The organism is Jatrophihabitans cynanchi, from assembly GCF_027247405.1.
GTDB lineage: Bacteria > Actinomycetota > Actinomycetes > Mycobacteriales > Jatrophihabitantaceae > Jatrophihabitans_B > Jatrophihabitans_B cynanchi.
In genome coordinates this window covers 3,140,753-3,153,501 of sequence record NZ_CP097463.1, presented here as the reverse complement: position 1 = coordinate 3,153,501, position 12,749 = coordinate 3,140,753, and the positions used below count along the sequence as shown (strand labels likewise).

The 12,749-nt window shown below is 64.9% G+C and carries 8 protein-coding genes; 3 read left to right on the top strand and 5 right to left on the bottom strand.

Annotated elements, in window-relative coordinates:
- The first annotated feature begins 228 nt into the window (after positions 1 to 228).
- Positions 229 to 789, top strand: coding sequence for an arsenate reductase/protein-tyrosine-phosphatase family protein (locus tag M6B22_RS15345; RefSeq protein WP_269442437.1), 561 nt, complete (start codon positions 229 to 231; stop codon positions 787 to 789).
- Here the strand turns inward: M6B22_RS15345 and M6B22_RS15340 are convergent.
- Positions 786 to 2,333, bottom strand: coding sequence for a polysaccharide biosynthesis tyrosine autokinase (locus M6B22_RS15340; protein ID WP_269442436.1), 1,548 nt, complete (start codon positions 2,331 to 2,333; stop codon positions 786 to 788). The genes M6B22_RS15345 and M6B22_RS15340 overlap by 4 nt on opposite strands.
- 176 nt (positions 2,334 to 2,509) lie before the next feature.
- On the opposite strand from M6B22_RS15340, the gene M6B22_RS15335 reads away from it, so the two are divergent.
- Positions 2,510 to 3,499: a glycosyltransferase family 2 protein gene (locus M6B22_RS15335; RefSeq protein WP_269442435.1), complete on the top strand. Its 990-nt coding sequence runs from the start codon at positions 2,510 to 2,512 to the stop codon at positions 3,497 to 3,499.
- On the opposite strand, the gene M6B22_RS15330 is transcribed toward M6B22_RS15335, so the two are convergent.
- From M6B22_RS15330 to M6B22_RS15315, 4 genes are all read right to left on the bottom strand, one after another.
- Positions 3,448 to 4,959, bottom strand: coding sequence for a lipopolysaccharide biosynthesis protein (locus M6B22_RS15330; RefSeq protein WP_269442434.1), 1,512 nt, complete (start codon positions 4,957 to 4,959; stop codon positions 3,448 to 3,450). The genes M6B22_RS15335 and M6B22_RS15330 overlap by 52 nt on opposite strands.
- Entirely contained in the window at positions 4,959 to 6,245 is a 1,287-nt protein-coding gene (locus tag M6B22_RS15325; RefSeq protein WP_269442433.1) for an O-antigen ligase family protein, read from the bottom strand. The genes M6B22_RS15330 and M6B22_RS15325 overlap by 1 nt, the downstream gene beginning before the upstream one ends.
- Positions 6,246 to 6,317: 72 nt before the next feature.
- Positions 6,318 to 10,763, bottom strand: coding sequence for a PKD domain-containing protein (locus tag M6B22_RS15320; protein WP_269442432.1), 4,446 nt, complete (start codon positions 10,761 to 10,763; stop codon positions 6,318 to 6,320).
- Complete coding sequence (locus M6B22_RS15315) at positions 10,760 to 11,221, bottom strand: hypothetical protein (protein ID WP_269442431.1); 462 nt, start codon at positions 11,219 to 11,221, stop codon at positions 10,760 to 10,762. The genes M6B22_RS15320 and M6B22_RS15315 overlap by 4 nt, the downstream gene beginning before the upstream one ends.
- Positions 11,222 to 11,803: 582 nt before the next feature.
- Between M6B22_RS15315 and M6B22_RS15310 the strand changes: the two genes are divergently transcribed.
- The gene (locus M6B22_RS15310) at positions 11,804 to 12,748 is read left to right on the top strand and encodes a glycosyltransferase family 2 protein (RefSeq protein ID WP_269442430.1); all 945 of its coding nucleotides are present in this window, start codon (positions 11,804 to 11,806) and stop codon (positions 12,746 to 12,748) included.
- Position 12,749 lies beyond the last annotated feature (1 nt).

Here is a 12,749-nt window from a genome sequence, read left to right as displayed (position 1 = left end):
ATGTTGCACGGGAGACTCCTAAGGTGCGCTCGTCCGCCCCCTTCGGCTATCCCCCGGAAATTCACGCCGACTTTACATGGATCGGCTCCGTGCGTCAATGCGGACGTAGCCGACTTGCGGCAGCGAGCTTAGCAGCACTGGAGGCTCCTCCATGCGCCCGGTAAGCTAGTGCATGTCACGAGCGGGTCGGGGGAAGTGGCTAATCCACGGCACTCAGCTGAGTTCTCGGTGTTGTTCGTCTGCACCGCGAACCTTTGTCGATCGCCGCTGGCCGAGCACCTCGCCCGCAGCACATCGGCCGAGTTGGGGCTGGCCCTGCAAGCGGATTCGGCAGGCACGGACGCGATCGCGGGCGAGCCCATCCATCCGCTGGCGGCGGAGACCCTCACGCGGCGCGGTATCGCAGTTGCGCCGACTTGGTCGTCGCGTCTGCTCGATCGCAGCGCTATCCAGACGGCGGACTTGATTCTCGTCGCGGAAGCGAGCCACCGCAGCCGCGTAGCGCAACTCGAGCCGTCCGCGGTGGCCCGGACGTTTCTACTCCTGCAGTTCGCCGAGCTCGTACGGGCAGCGTCGAACGACAACGTCCGATCCCTACCGGATCTGTGTACTGCGGCAAACGCTGCCCGCAGTCGGATCGCGCCGGTCAGGCACTACTCCGCTGACATCGTCGATCCGATCGGCGGTCGACGAGCTGCGTTCGACGCCTGCGCCGCAACGATCCACGCTGCCATCGCCACGTCGTTGCGACCGCTGGCGTCCGGCCACCGGCAACTGGCCTCTGATTAGCCGTGGTCGGACTTGGCCGGACGTTTTTCGGACCCACCGACCATCGGTCGCCGGGGCGGGCCCTTGATCCGCCCATCGGTTTCCGGCCGTTCACTAGCCTTGGCCACGTCTTTCGCCTGCACTGCGCGTAATGGGGTCGCTTGGCCTTCCTTCGCGTCAGCGGTTTCGGTTGCCTCCACCTCACGTGAGCTATGCGACCTCTCCGCTGCCACGTAGTCTCCGTAGACGCTTTTCCCCGCGCGCCGTTGTCGAACCATGTTGCGTACGGCACCGAGAATCGACGCGTCGACGCCGCGCAGAGCTTGCAGCGTCTCACCTAGTTGGGCTCGCTTCGTCCGGCCGTTGCGGACCACGACGATGGCGCCGTCGGCGAGCAGGGTGGTTACCACGCCGTCGGTGACCGGCAACAGCGGGGGTGTGTCGATGACGATGATGTCGAAATCGTCGCGCAGGCGAGCAATCAGGTCAGCCATCTGTCGGCTGCCGAGCAAATCAGCAGGATGCGGCGGCGGTGACCCGCTCGTGAGCACACGCAGGTTCTGTTCGCCCCACGGCTGTATCACCGCATCCAGGTCGACCTGCTGCGCGAGGACGTCCGAGAGCCCAACGGCGCCCTCTAGTCCCAGGTAATCGGCGATACGGGGCTTCCGCAGATCCGCGTCGATGAGCAGCGTTCGCCGGTTAGCCTCGGCAAAGACCAGCGCGAGGTTAGTCGCGACGGTCGACTTGCCTTCGCCCGCCTCAGACGACACCACGGCGATGACTCGCACCGGGCGATCGACCTGTGCGTACTGGAGATTCGTCCGGAGTTGCCGCATCTCCTCGGCGAGGAATGAGTGGTCGAGGTTGCCGACCATGAGCGGCAGCACGTCCTTGCCCTGGAGTTGGGTGATCGAGGCTAGAACGCCGACACCGGTCGCCGCCACTTGTTCATCGGATCGAATGGACGTGTCGAGCAGTTCACGCAACGCTGCAACCGCAAGGCCCACAATCAGGCCCCCGAGGATGCCGAGAAGGTAATTCAGGGTGCGGCGCGGCGCTATCTTGACCGGGTTGGTCGGCCCCGATACCACTGACAACACGATGGACGGCGTGCCGGCGCTCGCAGCGTTGTTGTTCAGCGAGCTGACCATGGGGCCGAACACGGCAGCCACCGCTGTCGACAGCCGGCGTGCGGCCGCCGGAGTCGAATCGGTTGCGCGGGCCGTAATCAGCACGGTGTTCAGATCGGCCGTTCCGCTGATCTTTGCGGCTACGGACTGGGGACTCGCCTGGAGGCCGGCATCCGCGATCACCCGGCGGGCAAGCTCATCACTGCCGAGCAACTTCACGTACGAGTTGACGAGCTGCTGGGCATAGAGGCTCGCTTGGTACGCCTGCCCCGGCTCTGCCGTGGGCGTCGAGAGGAAGAACGTCACCGAGCTGCGGTATTGCTCTGCCTGCCGGCTCGTGATTCCTACCGCCGCTGCGGCGCCGATTGCTGTTAGGAGTACAACCGCCCACCAGCGCTTGCGAATCGCGAGGAAAAAGCCGCGAAAGTCCACAGTTCTCGCTCTCCGGCGCGGTACCCAAGTCGGCAGCTCCGCCCGTCAGGCGAGGCTGCGGTTCAATAGCACCTCCATCGTACCGGCCAGTACCCTCGTACCCGCGGTGCGCTCGGCGCACCCACAGCATACGGACAGATGCCGATCGGCGAGACGACGAGATCAACGGGGACGATGTGACGCAGCAGCGGCAGATTTCGGTGATCGTAGCGGTTGCCACATTCCGACGTCCGGATTGCCTGGCCCGCGTGCTGCCACAACTCGTCGAGCAGGTTGCATCAGCGGGTGCGACTGCGTCTGTTCTCGTGGTGGACAACGACCCGGATGGCGGTGCCGCGCAGTACGTCCGACGCTTCGCATCTCCGGTGGTCCGTTATGTCCACGAGCCTCACCCTGGCATTTCCGCCGCGCGGAATCGCGCGCTCGACGAGAGCCGATCGGCAGATGCCGTGGTTTTCATCGACGACGACGAGGAACCAGGTCCGCAGTGGCTTACGACGCTCGTAGAGCGCTGGACCGACTGGCGCTGTGCGGCCGTCACCGGACCCGTCGTCGCCACGTTCGACGGTGGCCCACCCGACCCCTGGGTCGTTGCGAGCGGGGTTTTCGACCGACGCCGCCACGTGACAGGCGAGTCGCTGCGTGGTGCGGCATCCAACAACCTGCTGCTCGACATTGCGCAACTGAGCGGACTTGGGCTCAGGTTCGACGACAGTTACGGGCTCACCGGAGGGAGCGACACAAGACTTACGCACGAACTGGTTGCACGGGGCGGCGTCATCCGCTGGGTGGACGAGGCAGAAGTCGTGGACCACATCCCAGTAGGCCGGGCAACCCGCTCCTGGGTGCTCAAGCGGTCGTTCCGGACCAGTAACGACTGGAGCCGCGTCGCGCTCGACCTCGCTCCCGGCCGCTGGTCACGGCTGCGCGAGCGCGCCGACCTGACGGCCCGCGGGATCGTTCGCGTCTCCCGGGGGGCGCGGCACTGGTTGCTCGGCACGTTCCTACGGGACATGAACCGCCGCGCCCGGGGGGCTGTCGAGGTCGTGGAGGCCGCGGGGGTGACGCTCGGCGCGTACGGTTACGTCGCAAGCGAGTACCGCCGCGCGGCGGCTCAGTCTCGCTCGACGACGACTGCCGGTTCCGGCGCTGCGGGCGCGTGCTGAGCTGTCGCCTCGGGCATGCGTCGACGGCGCAGGAACACTTCGATCATGAAATGTAGATTGGCTCGCTCGGGGGGCGACAAGCGCGAGACCAGCGCGAGGTAGCCGACGCTGAGCGCCACGCCCAGCACCAGGCTCGCGGGCACTGGACTGACAAGCATCGCGCCGAGATACGCGATCGCGCCGGCCGGCACACTGATCACCAGAAGGGTACGGATCGCTTGGACGAAGAGCGGTCGGGTGCTGGTTCCAACTGCACGTCCTGCCGCCCATAGCGACACGATCCAGTACAGGAAGAAGCCGATGGAGTGTCCGACGGCAACGCCCACTGGGCCCCACGGCAGTCCGGCGATCATGATGACGATCATGACCGGGCGAGCGATCAGATATAGCTTGAGCTGCGCGCCCGCCCGCCCGCGGGACAGGTACATCCAGTAGGAGATCTGACCGATGCCGCGGAAGATGCCTCCAATAGCCAGCGCAGCAAATATCGGTGCGACGCCGCTCCATTGTGGCCCGAACAGTAGGGTCACCAGCGGCACACTGACGCCGGCGGCGACCGCAAAAACGCTGGCGAGCACATAGCAACCGAGCAGTTGTGCTTTGCGCAGGTAACGGGCATAAGTCTCGCCGTCATCTTGGACTCGGGACAGCACCGGCAGCACTACGCGCGTCATCGGGTCGTTGACCTGAGTCAGCGGAACCATCAGCAACTGGTAGGCCCGGCTGTAGAGGCCGAGCGGACCGGAACCGGAATGGACGCCAATGGCAACGTTGTCGAGATTGTTGGTCGCGTAACCGATCAACTGGGTCCCGAGAACGCCGCCACCGAAGCGGAAGAATCGGCGGATAGAAACCGAGCGACGAGGACGGCCGGGGCGCCAATTGCACAGCACGATGTTCGATATGCAGGTCAACAGGACAAGCGTGATCTGCTGCCCGACTATCGCCCAGTAGCCGGCACCGACTGCGGCAAGCGAGATCGCCGCCGCAATGCTGCCCGCTTGCGCTGCTATATCGGTCACCGCAAGGGCCTTGAACCGCAGGCTTCGACTCAGTTCGGCGCGGAACTGGGTATTGATCCCGCTGACGATGAACAGCCACGCCAAGGCAAGGACGATAGGGCCAACGACCGAGGTTCCGTAGATTCGGACGACGAGCGGTGCGCCGAGCGCGGCTGCGACCGCGCAGGCAGTCCCAATACCGGTGTTGACCCAGAACAGGTTTGTCCGCTCGGCGTCGTTGAGTCTCTTGGCCTGGACGGCCGCCGAGGACAGCCCGAAGTCGCGGACAATTTCCATCACGTTCGTGATCGCGGTGACCATGGCGACGACGCCGAAGTCATGTGGGCTGAGCAGTCGGGCCAGCACCGTGAGCGAACCTAACTGCAGGGCAAAGCGAATCACCTGGGACATCAGGGTGATGCCTGCACCGCGCGCCGCGATCTTGCCCAATCCGACCATCAGGCAGTCGCATTCGTGACGGCCGGCTCGTGGAGGTCAGACGTGAACAAGACAAACAACAGCGGCAGCACGGCCACCGGAAAGACCAGACTGTTGTCGACGATGACCAGTGAGACTTCGAGCAGGCAGGTGCCCCCGAACGCGGCGAGATAGCTGACCCCGACAAGACGCCCGCGCGCCGCAAGACGGGCCGCTGCGCCCACGGCAGTAGCGATCAGAAGGCCGACCAGCAGGGCGAGGACGATGCCGCCGGTAACGAGCAACTGCAGGAACTGGTTGTGGGCATGGAAGACCGTCGGACCAAGCGACGCGGACGACGATCCGACTATCGAGAACCAGTCGCTCCCGTTGCCGACTAGTGGGTGTTGCGCCCAGGCCGCATGGCTTGCTTGCCAGATGTAGCCACGATTGGTGAACGCTGCGGGATCGGTGGTTACGAGTGGCACGATGCAGGTCGTCGCGAAGACGGCACCGAGGAAGATCACTGCAAAGGCTGCGCGCCAACCAGCGCGAACGCGGGATACGAGGAGATACGCGAGGATCGCAAGCCCGACCGCCAGCATCGACCCACGCGAAGCGCTCCACACGAGAGCGAAGAGGCAGCACAGAGCGAAGACGATACGCGCCATCCGTGCACGGATGAGCATAACCGCGGGCAGCCCCATCGCAATGAACTGCCCGAGGTTATTGCCGTTGGTGAAGACGCCAACCAGCGAACCCCACGGAAGAATCTGCTTGTCCACAGAAACGAACTGCCCGCTTGCGTTGCGTAGGACGCCGTGGTCGGGTAGTGCCACACCGACCAGCAGGCTGGCCACCACCGTGGCACCGACCACGTACCCCAGGACCTGGAGCCGCGCGAGCCTGGGTCGAAGCATCCAGAGGGCGATAGCCAGCACGGGCATCAGCCGGTAGATGTTCTCCGGCGTCTGTTCGGCATATCGGTCGCGGATCACGAGGTACGCCCAGGGCAGCAGGAACACAATCAGCGCGAGACCGCGACGGCTCGGCGAATACCTCCAGAACAGCACGATGATCCAGAGACACAGCCCAATCGTCAGATAGAACAGACCACGCTGCGCCGCGCTCGCCAACGCAGTGTACGGAGGGGCCTGACCGCCGACACCGATGTGCTCCTTGCTGATCGAAAGAGTCTGGATGAACCGCGGCACGAAGAACCACACGCCGACCAGCAGGATCAGTGCCGTCTCGAGGCGCGAACGGATCAGGTCACTCGGGCCGACGGCGTCCACGCGCGACGCCGCCGGCATCATCGTGTGCGTCACCGTCGGCCCTTCGCTTTTACCTCCGTAACAGGACCATGATCGATGACCGACGGCCGCCCCGCTACACCGGGGTCACGAGGTCGTGACCGTCAGGTTGTCATAGGTGTACACCACCGGCACAGCCGTCGAGTTGCCAGATATGTAGGACTGGATGCCGAAACTTCCCGCCGACTGGAGCGCCGCGGTGGAGTCAGTCACCGAGATCTGCGGTGAAGCCGGCTCAGTGGCCCCGACGCGCCATACCGTTCCCGACAAGCTGGTGGCGGTGCCATTCCCCGACACGACGAACCGTATGCGCAGCGGCGCGCCCGCGACGTAGGTGAGACCGGGTATGACAAGCGACCGCAGGGTGGTGTCCGTACCGCTGACGACCTTGGACATCAACGCCTGAACGGTTCCGTCCGCGCGATAGATCACCTTGAGCCGGTAGTCACTCGTGCCGCTGTGCCTACCGATCAGCTGAACGTAATCACCGTTGCCGGAGGATTGGCTCACCGAGGCGTCGACAACAGCGTTGAGGTTGTCCTGCGAAACCGCGTTCAGGTATGCGGTCGGACCGACGCCTCCCGCCTCGATGTTGACCTTTCCGACACCGCTGCCGACCGAGAACCTGCTCGCGGTACCGGTGAGCGTCCATGGTCCTCCGCTGTCTGCCGTGCCCCAACCAGTGGACACCGTTCGACCGAATGCGTCAGCAGCAACCACCGTCGTGACCGTGACCGTCTTCGTGATGAAGGCGGAGGCACCGTCATTGTCCGTCACGGTCAGCGTGACCTGATACGAGCCCGGCGCCGAGTAGAGGTGCTGCGTGGTCGCGCCCGACCCGGCTCCGGAACCGTCCCCGAAGTCCCAGGAGTACGACGCTATCGAGCCGTCCGGGTCGGATGAACCGGAGCCGTCCAAACTCGCAGTGAGCAGGTCAATCGACGAGGTGAACGCAGCCGTGGGCGGCTGGTTCGGCGGCGGTGCGACGGTCACGTCGTGCGTCACCGTCCCGGTTGCGCCCTGGTTGTCGGTGACAGTCAGAGTCACGTGATAGGTGCCACCCGACGCGTAGGTGTGCTGCGGCGTCGCACCGGAGCCGGCAGCCGAACTGTCGCCGTAATCCCATGCGTACGACGCCACCGATCCGTCAGGGTCGGAGGAGCCCCCAGCATCGAACGAGCAACCCAGGTTGCTGCACGATGAAGTAAAGGCCGCAGCCGGAGGTTGGTTCGCTGGCACAGTCACCGAGACGTCGTGCGTGACGGAGTTTGTCGCCCCCAGGTTGTCAGTGACTGTGAGCGTGACGTGATAGGTGCCGCTGGCCGCGTACGTATGCGATGGCGTTACACCAACACCGCTCGCCGTGTCGCCGAAGTCCCACGCGTAGCTTGCGATCGTCCCATCCGGGTCCGAGGACGCCGTCGCGTCGAACGCCGCGCTCGCCCCGTTGGTGGAAGAGGTGAAGGAAGCGACCGGCGGTGCGTTCACAGCCGCGGGAGAGGAGAAGTAGTGCGCAGACACCTGGGCAGGCGTGAGCTCGGTCGGATAGACCGCCGCCTCATCGATCGTGCCGGCGAAGTAGGCGTTGTTCGCACCCCAGCCATTGAGATTGTCACCCCCAATCCGCCAGTAACCGTTGAAGCTCTGCGCCTGCGTTTGCGGGTTGGTGGCTACTAGCTGCCCGTCCACATACAGGGACATTCCATCCGCGCCCTGTGTCGCGACAACGTAGTGCCATTTCCCGTCGTTGTAAGTGCCACTCGAGGTCGCCACGTTGATCTGTCCGGTGTATGTACCGAACACGAGCTGACCAGAAGCGAGCATGTACACGTGGCGGTCATAGTTTGAACTGCTGCCCGTGCGTGCGTTGCCGAAGCCGATTAGCTTGCCGCCCGACGTAGATGTCGTGTTGAACCACAGTTCCTCGGAGTAGACGTTCGGCCCGGCGGTCTGGGCGCCCGACGCGAGGGTGCCCGTCGTGCCGTCGAAAGTGACCGCCGTGTGTCCGGCTCCGCTCACCGGACTTGCGACGCCGAGGGTGTATCCGCCGGCAAAGCTACCGTTGTTGGTGTTGCCAGACCGGTCCGTGGCCGTGGTTCCGGAGGTCTCGTCGAGCCGGTAGTACAGGGCAGGCGAGTCGTTCCAGACTGTGCTGCCGTAGCCGTCCGAGGGCGCCGTGCTGCCGACGATCGTGCGTCCGCTGTCGACGTATTGCTGGCGAATCTGTGCCGCACTGAGCGCGGTGGGGTAGATCGCGACGTCGTCGATGCTGCCGTTGAAGTAACGGTTTCCACTCCACGTCGAGTCGCCCCCGACCCGCCAGTAGCCGTTGTAGCTCTGCCCCACTGTCGTGCCGGCATTGGTGCCGATCAGCTTGCCGTCGATGTACAAAGCCATGCCAGCGCTTGATAGCGTCCCCACCGCGAAATGGTAGCTGCCGTCGCGGTAGGTACTTGGCGAAGTGATGACGAACGAAGCGCCGTTGTACACGCCGAAGTTGATACGGCCCGCGCTGTCCATGTAGATGTGCCGGTCGTAATTGCTGCTGTTTCCGGAGTTCTTGTCTCCGAAGCCGACGATCTTTCCACCACCGGAACGTGTCGTGGAGAACCAGGCCGACACCGTGAATGTGTTCGGCCCCGGAACGGCGTTGCTGGTCGCACCCAGTCCAGTCGAACCGTCGAAGCTCGATGCGGTATCAGCGTCGTTCAGAAGAGCGCCGGTCACGCCGGGGGTCACGCCAGAGTTGAGCGTCAGGTCGTCGAACCCTGCGTAGTCGTAATTCACGCTTCCTGCCGCTTGATCAAGCCGCCAGTAGTGGGTCGCCCCAGCGCCCAATACGTCCTTGACATACGCACCGTCGGGCGCGCTGGAGCCGGTCGGCGTTGTGATCGAAGACGTCGCCCCCCACGTCGTGTTGCCATCGGGATCGTTGACCCGCACCCGATAGGTGTACGTAGTGCCCGGGCTCAGCCCGGTATCGATGATGCCCATTGTGGGCAGATCCCAGAACTGTCCGTCGGCCGTCGTCGTGTACACATCCACGCCGTCACGTTGCAGCGTGTAGGTGAGGGTCTTGTCGTCGCGGTCCCAGTCCGTGCTCCACGCGACCCGGACCGACGAACTTGATCGTGCGACGAGGTTGGGTGCCAGCTGAGCGGACAACAGCCGTGGGCCCTGCTTGTTCGGTGCTATGGACGACACCGCGAACCGCACCAGACCCTGCTGGGCGACGCCGTTCACGTGCTGGAACTCGCCGCCTTGAACGAGGTACTGCGAGTTGCCACGAACTGCCCACGGACCCTGGTCCATACCGGTGTAGGAGCCGATGTCGAGGTCGGGCCACCAGTCCATGATGGACGGCGCAGGCTGACCGTAGAAGTCCGTGCTGTGCGAGTCGGGGTTGCCGATGTCGTGTCCGAGCGTTCCGGTCGCCTGCGCGGTGAACGCCATGGAACGGTGGAAGTTGCGCGGGTTCGTGTCGGGGAACCCGTTCACCGCCGTGCAGCCGTGGTTGTGGCCGACGTTGTAGACGGTCCCGTTGACGCCGAAGATGTTATAGACGTCGCCCCAGCAGTTCTCGATCCAGTTAAGGGTTCCCGAGTTCGGGTCGGCCGAGAATCCGCCTTCCAGGGTGGATATGTTCGAGCCGAAGGCCCAGCCCACGCCGTAGATGGAGGTTCCGTCGGTGCTGAGGTCGGCGATGGACGATCCGGAGCCGCCCTCTTGGATCAGACTGGTGGCAGCCCACGGCAACAGTGTGCCGTTGTTCGCGTCGAGGGCGCCCAAGCCGTACGCCGTCGAGCCGTTAAGGTTGAGGAACATCCCGCCGACGATGACCCGGCTGTTGTCCGGAGTCAGAACCATCGTCTTGACGCTGTCGTCCGCTGTCGGCGCCCAGCCGAGCACAGAGCCGTCTGCGGCGCTGAAGGCGGCCAGTCGGCTGCGCGGCACACCGTTGGCGCGCGAGAAGTTTCCGCCGACGTACACGGTCGTGTTTGTGGCGGTGATCGCGTTGACCGTCGCGTCGAGGTTCGGCGCGAAGCTCGAGATCAGCTGGCCGGTGGCCGTACTGTACGCGGCGATGCGGTCGCGCAGCACGCCGTTTGCGGTCGTGAAGCTACCACCGACATAGATGCGCGATCCGTCCGGCGATGCCGTGACCACCAGAGCCTGTGCGTTGAGGGACGGCGCGAAGGAGTTGTTCAGGACGCCCGTGCTCAGGTTGAACGACAGCAGGTTGTTCCGCGGCGTGAGGTTGGTACCCGGCGCTGCGCCGGCGGGTCGCGCGTTCGCGAAGCTGCCGCCGGCGTAGGCGGTGTTCCCGACGACAGCCAAGGACCAGACCACGCCGTCGATCTGCACGGTCGGCAGCCCGTCAGCGGTGACCGCGCTCGGCGTGCGCTGAATGACGGGGGGCGGTCCCGACACCGTGTCGGCGGCGGCAGGGCCGACACCGAGCGCGAGTGGCGCGACCAGCCCGCCGAGAACCGTGGCCGCTGCGGCGACCAGTGATGCTGCGCGCCTGCTCATGAAGCGTCCCCCTTGAAGAGCACTACCGGACCGCCACCGGCGTAGCTGAAACTGACGGTGATCGGATTGCGATTGACGACCGGAATCGTGAAGACGTAGGTACCGCTAGCTGTCGCCCGCGGAAGTAGCGAGCCGTTCATCGGATGCGAGAAGCTGTCCGGCCCCGGTAGCGGGATGTCCTCGTCGCCGCCCTCGTTCGGCGTGAATACCATCAGCACGCCGGGCGTGCCATCAGCGCTGGCAACGCTCGCAACCGCGTTGTTGAGATTGAGCGCCTTCGCCGTGTGGTTCGTGACCTGGATGACGACGTTCAGGCCGGGGCCGGAAACAGAGCCCGGCCCGACGGCCTGAACCTTGACGGCCTTGATCGATGTTATCCGCGCGGAAACTCCAGTTCCGAAATCAGCAACAGCGTGCAACGCCACCGGTGGTCTGGTGATCACCTTCTCAGCGCGCACGTTCTGATGGATGTTGCCGGGCTGAGGCGGCGCTACGGGAGTAGTAGCAGCATGCGGACGGGGGGTAGACTTTTCTGCCGCCGCCGAGGGTCCCGAGGCAGTCGTCGCCGCACTTGGTGCCGCGGCCCGATGCGTGTTCGCGCCGGCCGTGCAGCCGACGAGGACGGCGGCGCAGAGCACCGCAACTCCCGTGACCTGAACAGGTAGAAAAACTGTGCGGCGTAGCACAGCAGACAGAGCCTGCATTTGCCGATTCCCCCGAATCATTCCCCCGAATGCGTGGCGGCAGCGCCTAGGCGCGGGCCGACCTTCCAGATCATAGGTTGAAATCCGCGTTAGCGCCAGATGCGTCGTGGGATGTCCGACTGATGCCCTCTACACGGACCTCACGCGACGAACGGACGTCCGGACATTCGCGACGCGCCCGCCGCTTCGGCTTGTCAACCGGTCCGGCCGTTCGTCGGCACCGTAGAGTCCGTCGGACGAGTGGATGAAGATCAGCCGGCCACATACGATCGCTCCGGTCATCGGAGAGCGCTTGCTGTCGCGCAGCTGCGCGCGTCAGCCCATGGAGGGATGCCGTTGCACACGCTCGTCGTCGGCGTCCTGACCTATCAGCGACCCGATCGATTGCTAGTCAGCCTTGACGCGATCCTCGCCCAGGTGCGAGAGATGGACGCCGATGGGCGTGTCACGGGGACGGTACTTGTCGTCGACAATGATCCCGCCGCCAGCGCGCGATCAGCGGTCGAGGGTCTCGGGGACGATCGCGTGCGTTACGTGCACGAACCGGCCCCCGGTATTAGTGCCGGTCGCAACCGTGCGTTGGACGAGGCCGGAGATGCGGACTTGCTGTCGTTCATCGACGATGACGAGGTGCCACGGCCTGGCTGGCTCAGCGCGCTGATCGACACGTGGCTGCCGACGCGCCCGGCGGCAGTCATGGGACGAGTGTTCTTCAATGTTCCCGACGACGCTGACAGCTGGGTGGTGGCCGGCGGCTTCTTCAACCGCGCCCGACGACGGACAGGCACGGGAATGGCCGTCGCGGCGGCTGGGAACCTGCTTCTTGACCTTCGACAAGTTCGCGCGCTTGACGTGCGCTTCGACCCGCGACTGGGACTGAGCGGCGGTGAGGACACACTGTTCAGCCGGCTGATCGTACGGCGCGGCGGTCGGATCTTGTGGTGCGATGAATCGGTCGCCGACGACTTCGTATCGCCAGAGCGAGCAACTCGCAACTGGGTGCTGCAGCGCGCATGGCGGGTGGGTAACTGCACTGCGATTGCCGATCAATATCTCGCCGACACTGCGGCGCGACGCTACCTGTCACGACTTCGGTACGCGGCACACGGCTCGCTGCGAATCGCCGGCGGCGGAGTCAGGTTCGGAATTGGTCGGCTATTCGGCATAGAGCGGCATGAGGCACGAGGTATGCGCACCCTCCGTCGCGGCCAAGGCATGCTGGCAGGAGCGCGGGGTGCGCGGTTCGACGAATACGCGCGCAGCGCGGCTCGGGAGGCCTGAT

Coding starts and splice junctions, on each gene's coding strand:
- M6B22_RS15330 (WP_269442434.1), bottom strand. CDS start 4,959: ATGGTCGGATTGGGCAAGATCGCGGCGCGCGGTGCAGGCATCACCCTG.
- M6B22_RS15320 (WP_269442432.1), bottom strand. CDS start 10,763: ATGAGCAGGCGCGCAGCATCACTGGTCGCCGCAGCGGCCACGGTTCTC.